We start from the raw sequence: 23870 nt of genomic DNA, 5'->3' as shown, positions 1-23870 counted from the left end.
CATGAACGAGACGATCCCGGCCCGCTTCGATCGCCAAGTCGCCACGCGAAGCGCCCACCCGCTGTTTTTGACGAAGCGCGGCGGCGCCTACCACCCCATCACCTGGCAGCAGGCCGACAATGATGTCGTAGCCCTCAGCAACTACCTGCTGATCCGCCAGGTTAATCCAGGCGACCGCCTGCTGATCCTCTCGGAAAACCGGCCGGAGTGGGCCATGGCCGATCTGGCCATCCAATCCGTCGGGGCATGGACCGTTCCGCTGTATCCAAACCTCCTGCCGGAGGATCTGGCGATGATCGCCAACAATTGCGAACCGGTCGGCGCGATCGCCTCCTCCCCAGATCAGATCAGGAAACTCCTGGCCATCATCCCGCGCGTCCCCTCGCTGCGCTGGATCATCGCGCTCGATCCCCACGACCAAGCCTCAAACCTGCTCACCCCATGGAGCGAAGCGCTCGCCAAAGGCTCAGAGCAGGGCACGCGCTTGGAGGAAGTGCGCCAAGCGCGCCGAAGCCGCCTGCAGCCGGATGAGACGGCCACGCTGCTGTACACCTCTGGGACGACCGGCGAGCCGAAAGGGGTCATGCTGACCCACCGCAACTTGCTGTCTAATGTCGATGCGTGCCTGCGCATCCTGCCGATCACGTCGCAGGATCTTCATCTGTCATTTTTGCCCTTGTCGCACATCTTTGAGCGCATGGCGGGCTGGTACTTGATGCTCTCGGCGGGGGCCTGTGTGGCCTATGCAGAATCGATGGAGACGATCGCGCTCAATATGGCCGAAGCGCATCCTACCGTCATGCTGGGAGTGCCCCGCATCTTTGAAAAGCTGTATGCGCGCATCCATGAGCACCTCCAGCAGGCTTCTCCCTTCAAGCGGCGGATCGCCACGTGGGCCCTGAACGTCGGCCAACGCGCCACGGCCCATCAGGCCACCGGACGACGGCTGCCGCTGCCGTTGGCCGTGCAGCGGTGGCTCGCGGATCACCTCGTCTACCGCGCGCTGCGCAAACGGCTTGGCGGGCGGCTCAAATTCTTCGTCTCTGGAAGCGCGCCCCTCTCCAAGGAGATCGCCGAATTCTTCTATTGGGTAGGGATCATCATCCTCGAAGGCTATGGGCTGACGGAAACATCACCGGTGATCACGGTCAACCGGCCTCCCCGGCCGCGGTTTGGCAGCGTGGGGCAGCGCATTCCCGACGTGGAGGTTCGGATCGCCGAAGATGGCGAGATTCTCACGCGCGGACCAGGCGTCATGCAGGGCTACTACCGCAACCCCCAAGCCACCGCCGGAGTCCTCGTGGATGGGTGGTTCTCCACCGGGGATATTGGCCATCTGGATCAGGATGGGTACCTGTTCATTACGGATCGGAAAAAGGATCTTATTAAGACCGCGGGAGGAAAGTTTGTCGCACCCCAAAAGCTTGAGAGCCTCTTCGTCACCGATCCCCACATCGCGCAGGCATTTGTCTATGGGGACCGCCACCCGTATTGCGTCGCGCTGATCGTCCCCCAGATCGAGCGCCTGCGCCGCTACGCGCAAGAGCAGGAGATCGCCTCCCGGTCGTTGCAGGAGCTGGTCCGCGAGCCGCGAATCATCGAATTCTACTGGACCCTGGTCCAAGCCAAACAGCAGGGGTGCCCGAGCTTTGAGCAAGTCAAGAAGATCGCGCTGCTGGACCAAGAATTTTCACAAACGTCTGGGGAGTTGACCCCAACCCTCAAAGCTAAACGCAGTGTCATCGCCCAGCGGTACGCCTCGCTGCTTCAGAGCCTGTATGAGCCATGAGACGGCTGGCGCTGCTGGGCCTCATCATCTGCTCGGCAAGCCGGCTGGCCTCGGCTGAGGAGGCGACGAAGGAGCCGGCGGATTGGCCAACGGTCATTGCGAAACTCCAGCAGCAGATGTACGACCGTCCCGGCATGGCCTATGTCCGCCAGCAGCTGGCGACCGCCTATAACAACTACGGGGTGAGCCTTGGAGAACAGCGCCAGTGGCGAAGCGCAACGGAGCAGCTTGAGCGCGCGCGGGAACTGGATCCGTTGAATCAGCAGGTCGTCGAGAATTTGAGCACGATGTACGCCAATCAAGCTCAGGAGCAGTACGTCGCTCATCAATTGGTCGATGCCGAAACGCTGATCCGCAAGGCCCTGGCGGCCAATCCTCAACTGGCCATCGGCTATGCGTTGCTGGGACGCATTGAATATGACCGCCAACGGCTCAAGGAAGCCAAAGCCGCATGGCAGCAGGCCATCCAGCTGGATCCACAGCTGCCTGGGATCGCCCAGCAGCTCGCCCAGGTCACCGAGGAGCTGCCGATCGAATCGAAGTTCGAGCGGCTCTCTCAAGCGTCCTTTGACCTGCGCTATGAAGAAAAACTCCAGAGCCCGGTGGGGTTTGATATCCGCGATGCGCTGCTCGATGCCCGCCGGCGGATCGGGCTGGATTTTGCGTGCTGGCCGAAGCATAAAATCATCGTGCTCATCTACAGCGCGGAGAGTTTCCGGCAATTGCGGCGCGACACGCCGGAGTGGGTCGGGGGGCAATTTGATGGGAAGATCCGCGTGCCGCTGCCCAGCGCGCAGCTGCCGTCGACCACGGTCAGGCAGATCGTCTTCCACGAATACACGCACGCGGTGATTGCCGAGCTGACCGGGGTCAGATGCCCTCGATGGCTGAATGAAGGTCTCGCCGAATACGAAGGCCGTCAAGAGGGGGTGAAATCGCTTCATGCCCTGAGCCGAGCGCATTCGGCCCAGCAACTCATTCCGCTGACGGAGCTCTCGGAGCGGTTCTCCACGACCCAATCGGAGGACGCCGCGCTCGTGTACGATCAATCGTACAGCCTCGCGGCGTATCTCCTGGACCGCTATGGATGGTGGCGCATCCGCCGGCTGTTGAAAGCGCTCGGCGAAGGGCAGTCATTGGATGCCGCGCTGACCGACGTCTGCCATGTCACGCTGGCAAAGCTCGAAGGGCACTGGCGCGCATGGCTCCCTGATTTTCTCAAGACCGCGCCAACCGGTCCCGCGCCATGACCCAGCATGACATTGCCGCCATCTTCGCCCGCATGGCAGACCTCCTGGAATATCGGGGAGAGAACCCGTTTCGCATCCGCGCCTACCGCCGAGCCGCGCAGAATCTTGAGAGCTTCAGCGGACATCTTGAATCGCTGGCCTCGGCAGGACGCTTGACACAACTCTCCGGCATCGGGACGGATCTTGCCGCGAAGATCACGGAATATCTCAAGACCAACCGTATCATGGCCTTTGAGCGCCTCAAGCAGTCCATCCCCCAAGGCGTGTGTGACCTGCTTGAGGTCCCTGGCATCGGCCCCAAAACAGCCAAACTGCTGACTGAACGCCTCAACATTTCTTCAGTGCGCACGCTTGAGGCGGCGGCGCGATCGCATCGGCTTCGTACGCTGCCGGGATTTCAGGCGAAAAAAGAAGACAACATCCTGAGAAATATTGACGTGGTTAAACAGGGCAGGGCGCGCATGCATCTGGGGTTGGCGTTGCAGATCTCCTCGCACCTGATCGCCGCGCTGCGACAGATCCCTGGAGTGACGCGCGTCTCAACCGCCGGGAGCCTCCGGCGGATGAAGGAAACGATCGGCGACCTCGACCTGCTTGCCGCTTCCTCAAGCCCTGAGCGGGTCATGCGCGCATGGCGCCGCCAATCGTTCTGCCGTCGGATCCTCGCGGCCGGCAGCACCAAAACCTCGATCCTCACACCTGAAGGGCTGCAGGTGGACCTGCGCGTCGTGGCTCCGAAGAGTTTTGGCGCGGCGCTTCAGTATTTTACCGGTTCGAAGGAGCATAACGTCCGCCTGCGGGAACTGGCAGCGCGAAAGGGACTGAAGGTCAACGAGTACGGGGTGTTCCGTGCGCGAACCAACCGGTGGGCCGCGGGCAGGGAAGAGGAAGAGGTGTACCAGGCTCTCGGCCTGCCCTGGATCGCCCCAGAGCTGCGCGAGGACCATGGAGAACTTGAAGCCGCCAAGGCCGGCCGCCTGCCCCAGCTGGTCGAGGCCGGCGATATCCGAGGCGACTTTCACATCCACACGAATTGGTCTGATGGAAGCGACCGGCTCGAAGCCATGGCGAACGCCGGCAGAGCGCGCGGCTACCAGTACCTGGCGATTTGCGACCATTCTCAGTCGCTGACCATCGCCCACGGCATGTCCGTGGCGCGCTTGCGCCGGCAACTGGGCGAGATCCGAAAGCTGAATGAACGCCTTAGCCCATTCCGGTTGCTCACCGGAGCGGAGGTGGATATCCTCAACGACGGCTCCATGGATTATCCGAATGCGGTCTTGGCTGACTTGGATGTGGTCATTGGCTCCATCCACTCCGGGTTCAGCCAGCATCACACCCGCTTGACGCATCGACTCGTCAGCGCGATGGAAAATCCGCATGTCACCGTGATTGCCCATCCGACCGGGCGGCTGATGGGCCAGCGGGAGCCGTATGCCGTAGACCTGGATGCGGTCTTCCAGACCGCGCACAAGACGCACACCGCCCTGGAGATCAACGCGTATCCGAAACGCCTTGACCTCGGAGATGCGCAAGCGCGCGCCGCGCAGCAAGCCGGAGCCATGCTGGCGATTTCGACCGACAGCCACAGCCTGGATCAACTCGACCAGATGGCCATTGGGCTCGGCGTGGCTCGGCGCGCGTGGCTTGAACCCAAACATCTCCTCAACTGCCTGTCACTCAACGAACTGCTAGCCTGGATCGCTCGTAAACGAAAGCCCACCCGCGCCTGACATGACCTATCGCTCAGGGTTTGTTGGTATCGTGGGTCGGCCGAACGTGGGGAAATCCACGATCCTTAATTATTACTTGGGGGAGAAAATCGCCATCGTGTCGTCAAAGCCACAGACCACCCGCCAACGCATCTTGGGTGTGCTCACCCGACCTGAAGCGCAGGTGCTCTTTCTTGACAGCCCCGGCTTGCACAAACCTGAGCATGTCTTGGGCCGGTATATGGTCGAAGTCGCAAAATCCGTGCTCGAGGAGGCCGATGTCATCGTCGCCGTCATTGATGGTCGCGTCAGCCTCAGGCCGGAGGATGAGCGAGTATTTGACCAAACCAGGCAAGCGCTTGAACAGCGCGCTTCAAGCCGCCAACACCGCAGCGCGCTGCTCGCCATCAACAAAGTCGATGCGGTCAAGAAACCGAAGCTGTTGCCGCTGCTGAAAGCGTGCGCCCAACAGCGCCTCTTCGACGACTGCATTCCCATCTCAGCCTTGACGGGAGAGCAGATGCCGGTCTTGCTTGACGCCATCATCGCGCACCTGCCCGAAGGGCCCCGGTGGTATGACCCGGAACACCACACCGATCAGCCCGCCAGCTTCCGCATCAGCGAGCTCATCCGCGAACAGGTCTTGATCGCCACGCACCAGGAAGTCCCTCACGCGGTCGGCGTCATCGTGGATCAAATCGAAGAGCGGCCGCGGGTGCTGGCAATCCACGCGACGATCCTCGTGGAGCGGGATGGGCAGAAAGCCATCGTGATCGGCCGCGAGGGCGCGATGATGAAACAGATTGGCTCCGCCGCGCGGCAGCAGATCGAGCGGCTGCTGGGAAAGAAAGTCCACCTGGGCCTCTGGGTCAAAGTCGCCGAGAACTGGCGGGATAATGAGCGCGTCTTGCGACAATTGGGGCTCTTCCGGTATGTTTCCGAAGGAAAAGATGTTACAATACAAGATCATGGCAACCCTGAGTGAACGACTGGACACCGACTACAAGACGGCGATGAAGGCCGGGGACCGCACCCGCATTGATACCTTGCGGCTGCTGAAGGCGGGCATGCAGAAAGCGGCCATTGAGAAGCGAAAGCCGACCCTGGAAGATTCGGAAGTCCTGCAGGTCTTGGCACAGCAAGCGAAACAGCGCCATGAAACCATCGAATCGGCGAAGAAGTCGAACCGGCAAGACGTGCTGGCCCAAGCGACGGCTGAGCTGGCCATCGTGCAGGCGTACTTGCCGACACCGTTATCTGTCGAAGACATCCGCACGCTGATTGATGAGGCGATCAACACCGCAGGGCTCAATCAGGGACAGATCATGAAAGCGGTCATGAGCAAAGCGGTTGGCACAGCCGACGGGAAGCTGGTCAGCCAGCTGGTGGCTGAGCGCTTGAAGCAGAGTCGGGCGTAATGGCGGCGACCACCGCCGCCCCGAGGAAAGGCCGCCCCAAAGCCCTCATCAATCCGGATAGCTGCACCGGCTGCGAAGTGTGCATCGCCGTCTGCCCGGTCGATTGCATCAGTAAACAGCCTGGCCCGGAGCATGCAGGGGTGAACGCCACGTGCATCATCGATCAACCGAAGTGCATCGGCTGCTTCCTGTGCGAGAAGATTTGCCCGTGGGACGCGATTACCATGGTGCCACCCCAGGATCCCCCTCATGGATGAAGCAGGGAAGAGCCCAACGCCAGCTCAACCTCAGCCGGCAACGCCTGTCGGCCTGCTGTCTATTGACGACTTTAAGAAGCTCCAGCTTCGCGTCGGAATCGTCACATCAGCGCAGGACCATCCGAACGCCGACCGGCTGCTAATCCTCTCGGTTGACATCGGCGAACCCACCCCGCGGCAGCTCATCGCCGGCATTCGAGGCTCCTATCAGGCAGCGGATCTCATCGGCAAGCACGTCGTCGTCGTGGCGAATTTGAAACCGGCGATGCTGCGCGGTGTCGAAAGCCAAGGGATGGTGTTGGCGGCCTCGGATAGCGCTTCGATTATTCTGGTCGCTCCTGAGCGGCCGATCGCGGCCGGCAGCCAAGTCAAATAACCGATTAACCGGAATCCCCCGCTCGTGATTGTCCTCGAAGTCGCCTTCTTGGCCATCTTTTGGACGTGGGTGGCATGCGCCATCCTGTTTCTCCGGAATACCCTCATGCCGCGGCTGCCGTTGACCATGACCCCTGAGTCCTTCGGCATGGCCGCTGAAACGATCCGGTTTCCCGCAACCGACCGCCTAGAGCTTGAAGGCTGGAACATTCCCGGCCAGCCTGCTCAACCGTGGATCATTCTCTGTCATGGGCTCGGCTCAAACCGATCCGACCTGCTCGAGATCGCCGCGGGCTTGCATCGCGCCGGCTTCAATCTCTTCCTCTTTGATTTCCGCGGCCATGGCGGAAGCCGAGGCCGGACGACCTCATTCGGATTGACCGAGCAGCGGGATGTGGAAGGAGCGCTGGCCGCTCTTGGACAGCGCGGCGAGATTCCGGCAGCCCCCTATGGGATCTACGGCATTTCCATGGGCGGCTCCGTCGCCCTTATGGTGGCCGCTCAGGATGAACGGCTTGGGGCGATCGCTGTCGACAGTCCCTACACGAATCTGAATTCCTCCATCAGCCGCCATGTCCACTTGATGTATCCCTGGCTGCCTAGAGTGCCATTTGACTGGATGATCGCCGCCACCTACCGGATGCGCTTTGGCCTCTGGCCGCAGCAGCTCTCTCCAGAAGCCAGTGCAGCACAGCTTGGCCCGCGACCACTCTTGCTGATCCAGGGCGGCGCAGACCCCAGGATGCCGCCGGAGGAGGCCACGCGGCTCTTTGAACAATCCTCAAACCCGAAAGAGCTCTGGGTCATTCCTCACGCAGGCCATTTAGAGGGCTACACGATGGATCCCGCAGCCTACGTGAAACGCCTGGTCATATTTTTTGAATCGCATCTCAAGCGAACCCGTTGATCTGTGTCCTCTATTTAACAGAATATATCTTATAAGACATTAATATCATCAGTAAATGACCCTAGCGTATCCGTTGAACGTCAGTAGGAATTGACGTCTCATCGAGCACCGCGCTCATCGGCCCCCACGGAGTGGTCGCCTTCACCAGCAGCGGCAAGCGGTAGCGATCAGCGGTCACATGCGCCCACAGGCGGGCTCGCTTGACGAGCAAACCTTTAAACGACGCTTTCGGCTCCACCATAAAGCAAGAAAACGTTCCGCGCTTCAACAGTTCTAAACGGGCTGGGGATTGGACCGTCACGGATGTTTGGAACATCTTTTCATCGCTATAGATGTCGACCATAAGTGTTTGCGGAGCTTGGATCAGTTGGGCGCGAAACCAGTACAGCGCGCTGATGATATCCTGCATCCGGTCCGGAAGCGCGATCTCCTTGACGGACCCATTCAGGAGTGATTCATATCTCGCGAGATGCCGGTGATGGTCAAAGGTCACAACTTCATCGGCCCGGTAATGCCCCTCGCGCTGATGTTTGACAAACCGCAGCGGCTGGAGCGTCTCGGCATCCAGATAGGAATCAATGGTGTCGTGAATCGGATAGATGACCGAGAGCACCTCATTGGTATGGCCCTCCGCATGGATGTGATAGGCCTTCCGTCCGTCAAGGTCCACCATGGATGCGACCTCAATCCATCCATACCCAACCGGGATGGCCAACCAATACCCGTGGAATGCCAGACGCTCCCCCACCGCGGGGCGCTCTGGCGGCAGGGAATCGGCGCGTCCCTCTTCCCTGCCCAGCAGCAGCACGAAAAGGAACACGGCCCCAACGCGAAGCAGCCGTTGAGGCCGTGGATCACTCGTCGAAACAATCAGCCTAATCCCACGAATAGTCGCTGAGCTCCATCGGTTCATACGGCGAGGCGAACTGCTGCGGATAGGGGATTGGAAATGTCACCGCCTCATAGAGGCCAAGACCAGTTCGCAATGCCGTCAGGCTGACACCTCGCAACACCCCCTGGCCTAATCCAATAATCGGGTTGCTTTCTTGCGCGCCCAGGTGGATCTGTTTCGGGATCTCCAGCCACCCGGTGAGCACATTGACCACGCCCCGGCCCATCTTATGAATGGGATCCTGCGCCCATGCGCCCGCCGGCAGCCCTAGGACGATCAGGCTTCCTGCAACAAGAAACGCGCGACACCGTCGTTTCATGGTGTTCTCCTTATTCCACCCAGTGGCCATGCTCCCACACGAATTCCGGGCGAATCAGCGGCTGATAGCCGTTCGGCTTGTCGGAATAAAACGTCAGCACCTCATAGATCCCGGCTGCGCCGCGAGCCAATCCCCGCCAGGCCCCTTGCAGCACGCCGACGGTCACGCCAGCCAGAAACCCTTCCCGCCGGCTCACCAGTTCGGGAGTTCTGACAAGCTCAGCCGGGCACGTCGCGATATTCGCCAACCCGCGGCCAAGTTTTCGAATCCGTCCCTGCACGTCAGGACTCTCCTCGTATTCAGCCCGCGCGACACCCGCAATCCCGAACACGATCAGGCCGCATAGAATCCGTGCCCACCGCCGGTTCATTCCACCCTCCTCGGAATGCCGAAAGCGCGAGCTTTCGGCTGTTGCTGAGAGGATCGCACCCACCACACCATGACCCCGCACATGGCCAGCAAGGCCATCCAATTCATGACGCCATTCACCAAGCGATTCGTGCCGATCAGCCAATTCAGCGCCGGGCGAGGAAACTCCACCAAGAGCTTATTCACCCTGGCCCCATACGCCAATGACGCATGCAGCCCCACGGCAAGATAGAGCTGGCCGGTCAAAAAGAAGCTCACGCACAGGATCATCCCGAAAAGAAACAGCCCAAACAACTCAAACCAGGGCCCCCAGGGGCTCCAGGTGGGCGCGAGGGTCTTCAAATGCACGATCGCGTAAAGGGCGCTGCTCACGAACATGGCCACCGGCCGCGAGTAGACTATCAGACGCTGGAGAATCACGCCGCGAAAGACGAGCTCCTCCAGCACGCTGACGAGCGCCATGGCGGGCATGAGGCCGATGATCGTGCCCCAAAACTTGAGCGGGCTCTCATCAATGGACACGTGGTAAGCTCCGCTCCAGAGCCCGATACCGAACATAGCGGCCAGCGTCGACGCGCCCAAGACCACGCCAAAGAGCAATTGGCGCATTCCCTTCCCGGCATCGGCAAACCCGTAGGAACGCACCGTCCGCCGTTCCAGCACCTTCACGCAAATCAACACGCTCGCCGCGGCCCCGATTGACACGCACCGCCGAAACACTTTCCACCACGGCAAGCCGACAAATGGCCATACGATGACACTCAGCAGGACGCTGATAGCAAATGTCAGCAGTCCAAACGTGATCACCGACCACCAGCCGGAGACCGCGCGAGGCTGGAGGGCATGCGCCAGGGGCTTGGGGCTACCGGCTGCTTGTGCCACGAATGAACGCCTCAGTTGATCCTCGCGCCTCCTCATCCGTCATGGGATGCGGTGGGTGCTTCATCGTCCATGCCGACACCGACTGAATCGGCCCGCGCAACCCGCGATCTCTCGCGATTCGCAGGCAGCGGATGGCATCAATGGTCATGCCAGCGCTGTTCGGGGAATCCTCAACCGACAACCGCGCTTCGATTTCAATCGGGCAGTTCCCGAACCCCCGCCCTTCAATGCGCAAAAAACAGACTTTCCGGTCGCGCTGCCACGCCACGTAGTCGCTGGGCCCGATATGGATATCCATCGTGGGCAAGCGCTCCGAGAGGATGCTTTGGACGGCTTCGGTTTTTGAAATCTTCTTCATTTGGAGGCGGTCGTGATTCAGCATGTTCAAGAAATCCGTGTTGCCGCCCACGTTCAGCTGATAGGTGCGGGCGACCACGGCCCCGCGATCTCTAAAGAGCTGGGCGAGGGCCCGGTGAAGAATGGTGGCTCCCACCTGCCCCTTCACGTCATCACCGATGAGCGGGATGCCTCGATCGGCAAATCGCTTCGCCCAGCGGGCATCTGAAGCGATAAAGACCGGAATGCAATTGATCAAGCTCACCCCGGTCTTGAGGCATGCCTGCGCATAAGCTTCGGTGGCCCGCTGAGACCCCACCGGCAGATAGTTCATGAGGATGTGGGCGCGGGAACGTTGTAAGACCTTGTCGATATCAACCGCCTTGGCGTTCGCTCGCAGGAACGTTTCTGCGGGGGGATAACGGAGCATGTGCGGAGCGATCCCATCAAGCACCGGCCCCATCTGCACGGTCACGCCATAGCGAGGCAACCGACGCATGAATCGAGTCGTGCAATTCGGGGGAGCCGACAAGGCGACCTCCAAAGGCTTGCCGACTTTTCTCGCATCAATGTCAAATGCCGCGACCACCCTGATGTCCGATGGCGCGTACGGGCCGACCCGCGGATGCAAGAGCCCTGCGCTCGCCGTTCGACGCCGTCCAGGATTTCGGTAATATTCAAGTCCCTGCAGTAACGCGCTCGCGCAGTTGCCAACGCCGGCGATCGCAATGCGAATTGGAGGCATCATGACGATTTATTCATTATAGGTGTTCACCGTCGACAATTCAAGCGCAGGATCTAGAGCGGCCACGCGCGCATTTCCAACTCTTGGATGGAAATAGAGAGCGCAAAGGTTCCTTGGAGGGGGTAGCGCTCCACCACGGCGCTGTCATGGCTTAGTGCCAGCGCGACCAACACCCTTTCGGCCGCTCGCGTCGGAAGATCATCCAGCGGCAGCGCGAGCTCAATCACGTGATCAAAAGCGCATGACAGTGGTTTCGGCTCCGCCGCCGTGGACCGATCCAAGAACGCCAGCGCCACGGCGTCCTTAGGTTGAAGGGTGATCGCCACATCCTCCCCAAGGCTCACCGTGATCGTCCAAGGAACCAATCGCTTAAGCGCCATGCGATCGACATCGATGCGAAGGTACAGCGCGTGATCATCGAACCCGTAGAGCAGCTGCCGCACGCATTGCTCCGACCGCTGAATGGCGGCGTATTGCTGTGTGAGATCGCAGCGGCCGGCATACAGCCACTCATAATAGGACGTTTCTCGGCCGTCGATCACCGGATGGATCAGCCCGGTTGGCTCAACAAGCCGCTGGACCTGCTTCTGGCGGATCGGCTGTTCGAGCGCTTCGGGAGGTGCCAGACCGGCCTGCCGATACGCATTCATCAGATGCGCGCGGAATAACGCATCAAACTGATCGGCCTGCGCCGAAAAATGCGTATCGCCAAACCACCACATCCAATCACTGCCTTCCGCAATTCCCAGGCTCTTCCAGGCCTCGCGAGGAGGCTCCTGCCCTGCTGCCGGCGGCGGCCCAAGCGCCTCACGCGCCTCGCTCAGCGCCGCCCACGCCGCGTTCTTCTCCGGATGGCCGACCCAGGTGGCGAAGTTGCCGCCAATCCAAGAACCGCTGGAGAGTTTCGGCAAGGAGGGCCATTGCCCCATGGGAGCGCGGTCGAGAAATTCGCTGACGGTCACGCAGCGAAACCGCTCATCACGAGCTAGCGCCTCATACAGACGCATGAAAAATTCGTGCCCATCATCCGGGTAGTATTCCCAGGCATTCTCGCCGTCAAGAATAACGCTCACTAGCGCGGGCGGGCCATCAGCTGGCACCTGGATTCGAATGCTCTCAAGCCGCTTCAGAAAATCGGCTGTCGCCGCCTTGGGATCCCATTGGCTATAGACAAACCCGATGAGATCAGACAGTTCCCGATCCCGAAAGACGATGGCCAGCTCACCCTCACGGCGCTGCAGGACGTGGGGCCGATACAAGTGCGCTGGATTTCGCGGCGATTGCAGACTTCGCCAAAGGATTTCCTCATCCGTCGCCATCCACCGCAAGCGCTCGGCCATCGCAAGCCCAATGACCGCTTCGCTCACGCTGCCTTCAGACGGCCAGAACCCCTTGGGGGCGCTTCCAAAGACTGCGTGGTGGCGCGTGAGCGCTTGCCGCAGATGCCATGAGGCATCGTCAGGATGCCGGAACCCTTGCCGCGGAAGCTGGGTATCCGGCAGCGCCTGCTTAGCCTCATTCATCTCGCACAGCAGCGGCAGAATGGGATGGTAGTAGGGAGACGTGGTGAGCTCCACTTGGCCGCGCCTCAGCGCTTGGCGGTACGCCGGAATGACCTTTCCCATAATCTGTATGTGCTGATCAAGCACGTACTGCTTTTGGGGTTCGGTAAACCCGCTGCCCTGCGCTTCAAGCTTGGCCAGTTGGGGGTCTTGGCGTCGCAGCCACGGATCGATCCACACCAGATTAAACCACACCTGCAAATCACGATACTCTTGCGTGCTAAAACGGCGCTCCAGCGAAGGCCAATCGTCTGAAGATGGGTGCAGGCCGCGCTTGGCCAGCAGATCGTGATAACACGGATAGGGTTGGATCATGCGTTCGATATGGGCCAGGAAAAACCACCACAGCACGAATCGCCGCTCTTCGACCGTCAGATCGGACGCCGGCTTCCTCGAGAGATCAAGAAAGGTATCGGAACGGCTGGCCGGCGGCAGATACTCTTCGAGTTGATCGAGTAATGAGGGTACGAGATTAAAGGTCTGATGGATCGTCGGGAAGGCCTCAAGTCGCTGCACCATATCCAGATAATCTTTGGTCGCGTGCAGACGGACCCACGGCATCGAGCATTCGCCGGTGACCGCATTCCGGTAGTACGGCTGGTGCATATGCCACACAAACGCGATGGATAACGGTTGAGAGATCATGTCAGAAAACAACACCCCCTGCCTCTTACGAGACAGGGGGACGTTGTGTGATGCAAGGACGACTTAGAACTTGACGCTCACCGTCGTCACAAGCTCTTGTGAAGAGGCGTCGTTTAAGCCCCTGTAGATGTTGCCCGGAGCAAACAAGGCGTACAGCAGACCAAATTGCACATCGTCTGTGTAGTTGTACACCACGTTGGTGTCCCATTCCGCCCCGGCATAGCCCCTCCGCTTGCCCGGTTTCGCCACAGTTGAGCTCTCATCGAGGAAGAAGAAGGTCAGGCGGGGTGCGATCGTCAAATCCTCAATCGGGTTAATACTGCCGTACCAGGCAAACTGATGCTGGTTGGTTGCGGCAGACGTGTCACCCGCTTGGGGTGTCGGATAGAAGCCGGCGTTGGCTCCAGTTTGGAACTCGCGCAGCGCTGTCGTGTAGTACCCGCGCGCGATCGGGTCCCAGCCATTTCCTGCCCCGTCAATATCCTTGCCTGACCAGAAGATCCACTCCCATCCCAGTTTCGGGTTCCACGCCGTGTTCTGGAGCGTGTACTCGACCCCAAGATCCCACGCCCACGCTTGATGCGCATCGCCAGCGATCAGAGCTGCATCGCCATCAAGCGCTCGCCTGCCGAATTGGTAGGCGATCTCCCCAAACACGTAGCCGCCTTCCACTGGCTTCGCACTCCCACGAACACCGATCGTGTTCACCGACCCAAAATTATCTGTTGCTGGCGTCGTCGTCGCACCACCGGTGTCCGTCAGGTTCTTCGTACTCCGATCTCTCTTAATCAGCCAGTAGGTCTCAGCCTCAGCGTTGTGATTGTCCAAATGCGTGCTGAAGTTCACACCCTGGAGGGTGACATCGTCCGAACGTCCGACACTCCCCTCATTGAGCTTGATATACACGTAGTCAGCCAGTAAGGGAATATTCAGCCCGCCCATGTTGGACAAGTCAAGCGTGGCACGGATCGCGTCGAACGCCGTGAAGTCCGTGAACTCATTCGCGGTAATGGATCCATGCAGATCGTTCGTTCGGTTCACGATCGATGGGATCAGGTTGCTGCCGAGCACAAATCCCCGTCCCCACGAAATGGGCTGCCGGCCGACCTTCACCGTCAGCGGCGAGTAAAACAGCTCTTTGAGGGTGACATAGCTTTGGCTCACCGCAAAATCCGAGAGGGTCCCTGTGGCTCCGCCACCCGTGGCCGCATCTCGCGCCCAATCACTTTCATTCGCAAGCCTGACAAACGTCGACACGTTCTCGGTCAAGTCTGCGCCGATGTTGATCCCGGTGGTCTGCATCAGAAACCGATCGTTTCGATCTCCGGCCGCCACGGTATTATTCGCGACCGACTTTTCGTCATCAATACAGTTTAAGTCAACACACCGCCTGATGAACCCGCGGACGGTGATGTCTCCGCCAACCTTCACGTTCTGCACTTCCGCCAATGCAGGAACGCTGCCCGCGACTAGACTGATGGCCGCGAGGCCAAGAAGGACTGCGCATCTTCGCGTAGCCTTCACCATCGCCTTCCCTCCTTGTTGTACCTCTGCATCTCCGACCCAGCACATCCAAACTCACATATCCTCAGACGCTCAAAGATTGAAAGGAACTTTTCCTCGCGTTCCACCCGCGCAGGATGCCTGGCTTGTTCCTCCCCTTCCCCGGGAGTCTAAGGACACCTCCTTCTCAGGTTTTCCCCACTATAGAAAGTCTCGCAAAGCTTGTCAAGTATTTTTTCGACATTCCCTGATAAGCGCTATGCATCTTCTAAGCAATTCTAAGGGGCTGTTGTTGGACTTTGCTGGATGAAGTGCGCCTGGGAGGAGTCGAACCTCCAACACAGGGCTTAGGACGCCCCTGCTCTATCCAGTTTGAGCTACAGGCGCATAAGACATAGGATGTTGGAATCACGAGGAACGCCTGCGAAGCTTGCCGTTGGTCTTCGGCGTCGTGGCGCGCGAAAAACTTTGGGAACCGGACGCTGCAGCCGCCGGAGCGGGGGTTTTAGCTCCTTCGGCCGCTAAGAGGGCGCGGAGTTTTCGGATCGCCACAGCTTCGATCTGGCGCACACGCTCGCGGGTGATGCCAAAATGCTTGGCGGTTTCCCCCAGCGTGCGGGTGATTTCATCAATGAGGCCGTAGCGCAGGAGAATGATCTTCCGCTCACGCTCATTGAGCTTCGCCAGCAGCGCATCAATGCGCTCGTGCTGCAGAAAACGCGTGATGTCCTCTTCGGGGGTTGCGCTGTGCTCATCCTGAAGCAAATCGATCATTTCGGTTTCACCCTCATCACCGACCGGCGTTTCCAGGGAGGTGGCTTGGGGCGCATTCGCCAGCTCTTGCAGCCGTTCCACGCGCTCCTCCGGCAGCCGCATCCGTCTGGCCAGTTCAGGGATGGTGGGTTTGCGGCCAAGCTTCTGCGCGAGCTCCTCGGTGACGCGCTTGAATTTCGAGAGCATCTCGGTCATGTAGACCGGGATGCGAACCGTCTTGCCCTGATTGGCGATGGCCCGCGTAATGTATTGGCGGATCCACCACGCCCCATACGTGGAAAAGCGAAAGCCTTTTTTCGGATTGTACTTGGTGACCGCTTTCATGAGGCCGAGATTGCCTTCCTCAACGAGATCAAGGAGGGGGACGCCGAGGTGGGAGTATCGCTTGGCGATATTGATCACGAGCCGCAGGTTGGCGGTCGTCATCTGGCGGCGGGCCCTCGCGTCGCCTTTTTGGATTTTCTTCGCCAACTCGATCTCCTGCTTGGCGTTGAGCAAGGGGATGGACTTGATATCTTTTAAGTACGAACGAATCGGATCCATATATATGATTACACAGATTTCCAAGGATGATTACACAGATTAAAACGCCTTAATAATCTGTGTAATCGCATTTCGCAATCTGTGTAATCACCCTTTATGTTTCTCTCTCAACACGGCTTGGGCGGCGGCCAGCCGGGCCACGGGCACGCGATACGGCGAACAGGACACATAGTCGAAGCCCAGGCGGTGGCAGAACTCAATAGAGGAAGGCTCCCCACCATGCTCGCCGCAGATGCCGACCTTCAGATCCTTCCGCGTGGCCCGGCCCTTGCGAACGCCCAGCTTGATCAACTCGCCGACCCCCTCCTGATCGAGTTTCACGAATGGATCGGCCGGCAGGATCCCTTCCTTTAAATAGTGCGGCAAGAACTTGCCGATGTCATCGCGCGAGAAGCCGAAGGTCATCTGGGTCAAGTCATTGGTGCCGAAGCTGAAGAATTCGGCCTCGTGGGCAATGACATCAGCCACCACCGCGGCGCGCGGCACCTCAATCATGGTGCCGACGAGGTAGGTGAACGTCATCTGAAAGCGTTCCATCGTGTGCTTGGCCACGTCATCGATCGTGCGCTTGGCAACCCGAAACTCATTCGGATGACCCACGAGCGGGATCATGACCTCAGGAATCACCTTGATCCCGTCGCGGGCCAGCTCACAGGTGGCCTCGAAGATGGCTTGCGCTTGCATTTCGTTGATCTCCGGATAGGTCAGGCCGAGCCGGCAGCCGCGGTGCCCGAGCATGGGATTGATTTCATGTAGGGTGTTGACGGTGTCCGCCAACTGCCGGACAGGAATGCCCAGCTGCTTGGCCACGCGCTCCTGATCCTCCGGGGTCGCCGGCAGAAACTCATGCAGCGGCGGATCAAGCAGGCGAATCGTCACGGGCAGCCCTCGCATCGCCTCAAAGATGCCTTTGAAATCGTCCCGCTGAAACGGCAGCAGCTTGGCGAGCGCCTTCTTGCGCGCGGCCACATTTTTGGCCAGGATCATTTCGCGCACCGCCGGCAGCCGATCCTCGGCAAAGAACATGTGCTCGGTGCGGCACAATCCGATGCCCTCCGCGCCGAAATCGCGCGCCACGGTGGCATCGTGCGGCGTATCCGCGTTGGCCCGAATCTTCAGACGGCGGATCCCATCGGCCCAGTCCAGGATCTGCTTGAAACTGCCCGTGAGCTGCGGCTCCACCAGCGGGGCTTCGCCCAGCATGACCTCGCCGGTCGTCCCGTTAAGCGTAATCCAGTCAAGCTCCTTGACGACAACATCACCCACGGTAAAGCGACTTTCCTCCTCATGTACGGTAATCTCACTACAACCTACGACACAGCATTTCCCCATCCCTCGTCCAACAACGGCTGCATGGCTTGTGATTCCCCCACGTGACGTGAGGATGCCTTGGGCCGCGTGCATGCCTTCGATATCCTCGGGCGATGTTTCTTCGCGGACCAAGATGACGCGCGAGCCCGCCTCGGCAAGCTCCACCGCTCGGCGGGCATGGAAGACCACTTTTCCGACCGCAGCCCCAGGAGACGCCGGCAGCCCTTTGGCGATCACGCTGAGTTTGGCCTTCGGATCGATCGTCGGATGCAAGAGCTGGTCGATCTGCGCAGGGTCGATCCGCAAGAGCGCGGCTTCTTTCGAGATCACGCCCTCGTTGACGAAATCGGTGGCAAACGTGGTTGCGGCTCGCGCCGTGCGCTTGCCGGTGCGCGCTTGCAGCATATAGAGGACGCCTTCTTCGACCGTGAACTCAAGGTCCTGGACTTCCTTAAAGTACTTCTCGAGGCGCTTGCCCACCTTGAAGAGCTGGTCGTAGAGCTTAGGGAATTCCTTCTTCAGTTCGGCGACCGGCTTGGGTGTGCGAATGCCAGCGACGACATCTTCGCCCTGCGCATTGACGAGATACTCGCCGTAGAAGACGTTTTCGCCCGTGCTAGGATCACGCGTAAAACAGACCCCGGTCAGCGAGGTCTTGCCCATGTTGCCAAAGACCATCGACTGAACGGTGACGGCGGTGCCAGCTAAGCCGGTGATGTTGTTGAGCCGGCGATAGATTTTTGCGCGTTCGTTATTCCAGGAGGAGAAGACGGCGTTGATCGCCCCACGCAGCTGCTCCATCGGGTCTTCGGGAAAGTCGGCGCCCTTGGCGCGCTTGACGATCTGCTTGTAGTCGGCGACAAGCGCTTTGAGCGCCTCGGCGGGGAGCTCGGCATCGGTCTTCACGCCATGCGTCGCCTTGTGCTTGCCGAGTGCCTCCTCAAATTGTTTGCGCTCCACTTCTAAGACGACATCGCCGTACATCTGGATGAAGCGGCGGTAGGCGTCGAACACGAACCGAGGATTCTCGGTTTTCACCACGAGGCCATGGACGGTCTGCGTGTTCAACCCCAGGTTGAGAATCGTGTCCATCATCCCAGGCATGGACACCGCCGCCCCTGACCGCACGGAAACCAGCAGCGGATTCTTGGGGTCGCCAAACCCTTTCTTCGTCACGCCTTCCAGCCATTTCAGTCTCTGCGCTAACTCGTGCTCCAGCCCCTTCGGCCACCGTCCGCCCAACTCGTAAAATTGGCGGCAGACGTCGGTGGTGATGGTGAATCCCGGCGGCACCGGCACGCCGAGGTTCGTCATTTCGGCCAGGTTCGCCCCCTTGCCGCCGAGCAGCTTCTTCATCTCGGCGCTGCCATCAGCCCGGCCGCCGCCAAAGCGATAGATGGACGTCTGTTTCTGAGCGCCATTGCGGCCGGTGCGCGCTGACGCGCTGGCGGGTTTGGCGAGCGTGGCCGTGCGTCGTTTCATGACTTACTCCTTCGGTTGTTGTTGCAGAATGGTCAATTTGGAGAGGTCGGCAACCCGAGCAGTATACAACACATTGATGGCCCGCATCAACGCCTGACGATTCGTGCGGATTTGCTCATCGTCGACGTTCACCATCACCTTGTCAAAGAACTCGTGGATCGGGTCGAAAAACGTCTCGCCGTAGGCTGCGGTCGCATCCGCATAGGAGCGTCGGTGGATCAGTTGCTCGATGCGAGCTTTGGAGCTGGTGTAACAGCTCCACAATGCTTTTTCGAGCGGCTCCTGAAATAACGCTTGGTTGATGCCCTTCCCGCCATCACGAGTTCCGACCAAAATGTTCCTGGTCCGTTCAACCACTTTCGCGGCTTTGAGCAACGCTGAGCGGCGCTGGTGGAGCCGCTGCAGCGTATGGATGCGATCCATCGCATCAACCAAATCCTCGCAGGGACTGGCGAGCACCGCTTGGATGCAATCGGCTGAAGGCGACGGCGCTGGCCAGGCAAAGGTGAACAACCGCTCCAAGAGATATCGCCGCACAGGTTCGCCAACGCGAAGACGCGCGAACGGAAACGGGCGACGAACGTTCCACGCGACTTCCACAATGCCCTGCGCGGCACGGCGCAGCCCAAACGGATCTTGGTCACCAGTCGGCATAATGCCAATGGCAAAGTAACTCGTCAGCGTGTCGAGCTTGTCGATGATCGATAAGGCGCTGCCGATCAGCGTCTTCGGCGCTTTCTCCGCCAACGGCAGATAATGCTCTTCGATCGCCGTCGCAGTAGCCGGTGACTCGCCGGAGTCCAGCGCGTAATATTTGCCGATGACCCCTTGCAGCGTTGGAAACTCTTTCACCATCGTGCTCACTAAATCGGCTTTGGCCAGTACACACGCACGGCGTAGCTGCAGACGTTCCTCGGTATCAAGATCCCACGCCTGGGCCAGTGTTTCGCTCAATGTCTCCAGTCGCTCGCTCTTCTGCGCCATGGTGCCGATCTTTTCATGAAAGGTCACGCCGGAGAGCCGCTTCGCCATGTGCTCCAGCGGCAGATGCTCGCGATCTTCCTTGAGGACGAGGAGGCTATCGGCCAGGCGCGCATTCAAGATGCGCTCGATGACCGCTCGCACCTCGGCGGGCTTGCCGGGCTTGCCTTCAAGAATCGCGATGCAAGTCGGCTGCAGCTTCCCGCCTGACTCAACGGCAAAGACGCGCTGATGTTTGGCCATGCTGGCGAGGAGCACTTCACGAGGCAGTACCAGATATTTGGGATCGAATCGGCCGGAGAGTTCGATAGGGCACTCAACTAAATGCGTGACCTCATCGAGCAAACCGTAGGTGAGCATTTCGGGGGCGGTCTTCCCTTTTGAGGCAGCCGCCATCCGTGTGACTTTTTGCTCAATGACGCGGCGCCGCTCAGCGTGATCCAAAACAATCCCGGCCTGTTTCAAGGCTCGGTGGTAGGCGTCATGAGATTTGACCGTGACGGCTTTGGGCTGCGTTGGCAACCCCACCATCGTGCGCGACGGGGTGCTGGAAAGACGCCCGAGCTGATAGCGAATAGGCGTCGTGCCATACAGCGCAAACGTCCAGCGGATGGGCCGAGCAAATCGCAGGGAGCTTGCATCCCACCGCATGGTTTTGGGCGCGCGCAACGCCGTCACGAGCTGAGGCAGGAGTGTTGAGAGGACCTGCGGCGTTGGCGTCGTGCTGGAGGACTTGAGGAAAAAGACGTATTCGCCTTTCTCAGAGGACACGAGCTTCACATCGCTGAGCGCCCCGCCGCGTGACTTGAGAAACCCAAGAAGGGCCGGCGTGGGCTTACCGTCTTTGTCGTACGCGGCTTGTTTGGATGGCCCGCGGATTTCCTCGGCCGGCCGACGCTGCACGGCATCCAGTCCCAAGACAACAAGGACGAGTCGCCGCGGCGCGCCAAATGTTTCCACTTTCTGAAACGCCAGACGGTTCGCCTGTAAAAGTTTTTCAGCCTCGACCCTGAGCTGATCGATGAGACCTGGCAGATACGCGGCTGGCAGTTCTTCAGTCCCGATCTCGAATAACAGATCTGAGACGCGGCTAGAAGCTGGGAGCTGGGAGCTAGTGGTCACAGCGTTTTTGCTCCCGGCTCTTAGCTTCCAGCTCTTAGCGTGCTTCAATTTTGGCATTTTGACGTTCCAAATAGAGTTCTGCACAGCGCTTGGCTAAGGTTCGGATGCGAAGCACGAAACGAGGACGGTCGGACTGGCTGATGGCCCCGCGGGCATCGAGCATGTTGAACGTATGGCTGCAGTGCAGCAACTGCTCGTACGCCGGCAGCACGAGCTTCTCCGCGAGGAGCCGCTTCGCATCTTTCTCGTAGCTATCAAACCACAACCGGTGCAGCTCGATATCGGCGTGATTGAAGTTGTAGTCGGAGTGTTCTTTTTCTAACGCAAGATGCAACTCGCCGTAACTTTTGCCCGGGCCGTAGGCGAGCTGATACACATCCGCCGTCTTTTGCGCATACATCGCGATGCGCTCCAGCCCATACGTGATCTCGCAGGAGATGTGATCCAGATCCAAACCGCCGATTTGTTGGAAGTAGGTAAACTGCGTGACTTCTAAGCTATCCATCCAGACTTCCCAGCCTAAGCCCCACGCACCCAGCGTCGGCGATTCCCAGTCATCTTGGACAAAGCGCACATCATGATCTTCCAGCTTGATCCCGCAGCGGCGAAGGCTCTCAAGATACAGCTGCTGCACGTTATCCGGTGTCGGCTTGAGGATCACCTGATACTGGTAGTAGCGCTGCATGCGCAGCGGATTCTCCCCATAGCGTCCGTCGGTAGGACGCCGTGAGGGCTGCACATACGCCGCGCGCCACGGCTGAGGCCCGAGTGCCCCGAAGAACGTCGCCGGATGAAACGTCCCTGCCCCCATCTCCATGTCATATGGCTGCACGATCACGCATCCGCGCTGCTCCCAAAACGTATCCAACGTCCGAATCAACTGTTGTAGCTGCATTTCGCCTAACCTCGGGCCCCCACCCAGCCCGCTCGCTCAGTGCTCGCTCCGGGCGCTCGCCTTGCAGCGAAGCGGCCACCAACTCCGCGCCCGGCTGGGGCGCGATCGAACAGGTGGCCGCAGCTTGACAGCATTCGCTGCCGGCTCGCTGAGCTCGCACATCCGCTCGCCGGGCTGGCGGGGGCCCGATGAACTTCCAGAAATTTCATGGTGACACCAATGTTTTCAACGGTCGGTCGAGGCGCCAGCGGAGGAAGTCGTCGATGCGGGTGTTGAGTGCTGGCATCAACAGTGGATCCAGCAGTGGGGGCTGATCAGCCTCGGACAATGTCGTCAGCACGCCCAAGAGTTCTGGCGTCACTGCCTCGGCCCGCGGATCATGATACAAGCACCGGGGACATAGGAAGCCGCCTTCCCGAGCGCTCCAAAACCCTCCGGAGGAGACCGACGTCTGGCAGCTCGCGCACTCGGTCAATTGCGGATGAAACCCGGCCAGCTTCAAGAGCCGCACGATAAAATGAAGACGGAGGCCCTCCGGCTGTCCCACCCCGAGGGCCAAATGCTCCAGCGAATGTTTCAGCAAGGAATATAGAGCCGGCTCTGGATGCTCAAGCGGTGTCACCGTATCTGCGAGCTCCAGAAAGAGTGCGGCTAACCGCGTCGTGTCCAAATCGCGCTGCAGCTCTGTGAGTGGTGAAAGCAGCTCGCACTGGCTGATCAAGTGGAGCTGGCTCGTGCGCGTGTCATAGAAGACGATGCGGTTAATCGTCATCGGCTCCATTGCGCTACGATACCGATTCGGCTGCGCGCGCAGCCCTTTGACGAGCCCTTTGAGTTTGCCGAATTGATCCGTCAAGCAACTTAAAGTGACACTCGTCTCTCGGAACGGATAGCGCCGAAGGACAATGGCGTCAGCCGTGTGAATTCCCATCGCACCGGGTGAGCAATCGGTCTTCCATCATTCGCATCGTTCGCTGTTGAGCGGGCGTGCGGTCATCATGTCCAAGCCAATGCAGCAAGCCATGGAGCACATACCGCGCGAGTTCCTGCTCATACGGAATGCCGTGCTCCTTGGCATACCGATGCGCCTCGGAAGGGGCGACGAAGATTTCTCCGGCCACCGGCTCATCCTGATACCGAAAACTGATCACGTCGGTCACGCAGTCGTGGTGCAGCGCTTTTCGGTTCACCGCGCGCATCCGCTGCGGGCTGAGGAACGTCACCTCGAGCACCCCCGGCGTTACGATCTTCAACATACGGATCGCACATCGGAGGAGTCTGATCATAGCGCGCGAATTGACCGGAAATTTTTGTTGCGCGTTGAACACGATGATCTTCATAGCTCGACGAACGTAAAGCTCCCATCATCCAATCACTTAATCACCTAATCACTTAATCACTCACTTCTTATGATTGTTCTGCTCGTACGCCTGGATGATCGACTGGACCAGCTCATGGCGCACGACATCCTGGCCGCTGAAGAACGAGATGTTGATCCCGGGAATATTGGAGAGCAATTGCTCGGCTTGAATGAGGCCGGATGGTTTATCGCTGGGCAAGTCAATCTGTGTGACATCGCCGGTGATGACCGCCTTGGAGTCAAAGCCAAGCCGGGTGAGGAACATCTTCATTTGTTCATTCGTGGTGTTTTGCGCCTCATCGAGAATAATAAAGGCGTCGTTAAGCGTTCGGCCACGCATAAAGGCCAGCGGAGCCACCTCAATAATGCCGCGGTTGATGTATCGCTGGACCATATCGAATTCCATCATCTCATACAGCGCATCATAGAGAGGTCGAAGGT

22 protein-coding genes and 1 tRNA gene are annotated in these 23870 nt (G+C 59.5%); 8 read left to right on the top strand and 15 right to left on the bottom strand.

Annotation, left to right across the window (positions count from 1 at the left end; all coding sequences use genetic code 11):
- Nucleotide 1: 1 nt before the first annotated feature.
- From HY737_06140 to HY737_06105, 8 genes are read left to right on the top strand one after another with little or no spacing between them, the layout of a single operon-like run.
- A complete protein-coding gene (locus tag HY737_06140; protein MBI4597962.1) occupies nucleotides 2-1789 on the top strand; it encodes a long-chain fatty acid--CoA ligase in 1788 nt (595 codons plus the stop codon).
- Nucleotides 1786-3039: a tetratricopeptide repeat protein gene (locus tag HY737_06135; protein MBI4597961.1), complete on the top strand. Its 1254-nt coding sequence runs from the start codon at nucleotides 1786-1788 to the stop codon at nucleotides 3037-3039. Before HY737_06140 ends, HY737_06135 begins: the two co-directional genes overlap by 4 nt.
- Nucleotides 3036-4772 (top strand): DNA polymerase/3'-5' exonuclease PolX, encoded by a 1737-nt coding sequence (gene polX, locus HY737_06130; protein MBI4597960.1) that lies wholly within the window; start codon nucleotides 3036-3038, stop codon nucleotides 4770-4772. Before HY737_06135 ends, polX begins: the two co-directional genes overlap by 4 nt.
- 1 nt (nucleotide 4773) lies before the next feature.
- A complete protein-coding gene (gene era, locus HY737_06125; protein MBI4597959.1) occupies nucleotides 4774-5736 on the top strand; it encodes a GTPase Era in 963 nt (320 codons plus the stop codon).
- Nucleotides 5720-6169, top strand: coding sequence for a GatB/YqeY domain-containing protein (locus HY737_06120; GenBank protein MBI4597958.1), 450 nt, complete (start codon nucleotides 5720-5722; stop codon nucleotides 6167-6169). The genes era and HY737_06120 overlap by 17 nt, the downstream gene beginning before the upstream one ends.
- Nucleotides 6169-6426: a 4Fe-4S binding protein gene (locus HY737_06115; protein MBI4597957.1), complete on the top strand. Its 258-nt coding sequence runs from the start codon at nucleotides 6169-6171 to the stop codon at nucleotides 6424-6426. The genes HY737_06120 and HY737_06115 overlap by 1 nt, the downstream gene beginning before the upstream one ends.
- Nucleotides 6419-6802: a methionine--tRNA ligase subunit beta gene (gene metG, locus HY737_06110; protein ID MBI4597956.1), complete on the top strand. Its 384-nt coding sequence runs from the start codon at nucleotides 6419-6421 to the stop codon at nucleotides 6800-6802. The genes HY737_06115 and metG overlap by 8 nt, the downstream gene beginning before the upstream one ends.
- A 24-nt stretch (nucleotides 6803-6826) precedes the next feature.
- Nucleotides 6827-7708, top strand: a complete 882-nt coding sequence (locus tag HY737_06105) for an alpha/beta hydrolase (protein MBI4597955.1) — start codon at nucleotides 6827-6829, stop codon at nucleotides 7706-7708.
- A 61-nt stretch (nucleotides 7709-7769) separates the two neighbouring features.
- On the opposite strand, the gene HY737_06100 is transcribed toward HY737_06105, so the two are convergent.
- The 15 genes from HY737_06100 to HY737_06030 form a co-directional block, all read right to left on the bottom strand.
- Nucleotides 7770-8528 (bottom strand): DUF3108 domain-containing protein, encoded by a 759-nt coding sequence (locus tag HY737_06100; GenBank protein ID MBI4597954.1) that lies wholly within the window; start codon nucleotides 8526-8528, stop codon nucleotides 7770-7772.
- Nucleotides 8529-8583: 55 nt separating this feature from the next.
- A complete protein-coding gene (locus HY737_06095; GenBank protein ID MBI4597953.1) occupies nucleotides 8584-8919 on the bottom strand; it encodes an exosortase system-associated protein, TIGR04073 family in 336 nt (111 codons plus the stop codon).
- Nucleotides 8920-8929: 10 nt separating this feature from the next.
- Nucleotides 8930-9289, bottom strand: coding sequence for an exosortase system-associated protein, TIGR04073 family (locus tag HY737_06090; protein ID MBI4597952.1), 360 nt, complete (start codon nucleotides 9287-9289; stop codon nucleotides 8930-8932).
- A complete protein-coding gene (locus HY737_06085) occupies nucleotides 9286-10170 on the bottom strand; it encodes a CPBP family intramembrane metalloprotease (GenBank protein ID MBI4597951.1) in 885 nt (294 codons plus the stop codon). Before HY737_06085 ends, HY737_06090 begins: the two co-directional genes overlap by 4 nt.
- Nucleotides 10151-11251 carry an inositol-3-phosphate synthase gene (locus HY737_06080; protein MBI4597950.1) on the bottom strand — a complete coding sequence of 367 codons (1101 nt, stop codon included), beginning with the start codon at nucleotides 11249-11251 and terminating at the stop codon, nucleotides 10151-10153. The genes HY737_06085 and HY737_06080 overlap by 20 nt, the downstream gene beginning before the upstream one ends.
- Before the next feature lie 53 nt (nucleotides 11252-11304).
- Nucleotides 11305-13458 (bottom strand): hypothetical protein, encoded by a 2154-nt coding sequence (locus HY737_06075; GenBank protein MBI4597949.1) that lies wholly within the window; start codon nucleotides 13456-13458, stop codon nucleotides 11305-11307.
- Between the two features lie 63 nt (nucleotides 13459-13521).
- Nucleotides 13522-14889: an alginate export family protein gene (locus HY737_06070; protein MBI4597948.1), complete on the bottom strand. Its 1368-nt coding sequence runs from the start codon at nucleotides 14887-14889 to the stop codon at nucleotides 13522-13524.
- Between the two features lie 384 nt (nucleotides 14890-15273).
- Nucleotides 15274-15348 (bottom strand) — tRNA-Arg (locus HY737_06065).
- Nucleotides 15349-15369: 21 nt separating this feature from the next.
- On the bottom strand, nucleotides 15370-16278 hold the full coding sequence (locus tag HY737_06060) for a sigma-70 family RNA polymerase sigma factor (protein ID MBI4597947.1): 909 nt from the start codon (nucleotides 16276-16278) through the stop codon (nucleotides 15370-15372).
- 87 nt (nucleotides 16279-16365) lie between these two features.
- The gene (locus HY737_06055; protein MBI4597946.1) at nucleotides 16366-19071 is read right to left on the bottom strand and encodes a pyruvate, phosphate dikinase; all 2706 of its coding nucleotides are present in this window, start codon (nucleotides 19069-19071) and stop codon (nucleotides 16366-16368) included.
- A 3-nt stretch (nucleotides 19072-19074) separates the two neighbouring features.
- Entirely contained in the window at nucleotides 19075-21174 is a 2100-nt protein-coding gene (locus HY737_06050; protein ID MBI4597945.1) for a glycine--tRNA ligase subunit beta, read from the bottom strand.
- Nucleotides 21175-21208: 34 nt separating this feature from the next.
- Nucleotides 21209-22069: a glycine--tRNA ligase subunit alpha gene (locus HY737_06045; GenBank protein ID MBI4597944.1), complete on the bottom strand. Its 861-nt coding sequence runs from the start codon at nucleotides 22067-22069 to the stop codon at nucleotides 21209-21211.
- Nucleotides 22070-22274: 205 nt separating this feature from the next.
- Entirely contained in the window at nucleotides 22275-23000 is a 726-nt protein-coding gene (gene recO, locus HY737_06040; GenBank protein ID MBI4597943.1) for a DNA repair protein RecO, read from the bottom strand.
- Entirely contained in the window at nucleotides 22981-23325 is a 345-nt protein-coding gene (gene ybeY / locus HY737_06035; GenBank protein MBI4597942.1) for an rRNA maturation RNase YbeY, read from the bottom strand. The genes recO and ybeY overlap by 20 nt, the downstream gene beginning before the upstream one ends.
- Before the next feature lie 144 nt (nucleotides 23326-23469).
- Nucleotides 23470-23870: PhoH family protein (locus tag HY737_06030; GenBank protein ID MBI4597941.1), on the bottom strand; the 401-nt coding region annotated here is incomplete at its 5' end.

It is taken from the genome of Candidatus Omnitrophota bacterium (assembly GCA_016209275.1).
GTDB lineage: Bacteria > Omnitrophota > Gorgyraeia > Aquiviventales > Aquiviventaceae > JACQWM01.
Note: the sequence above shows the minus strand (reverse complement) of the source record. Positions and strands in the feature narration are given on the sequence as shown.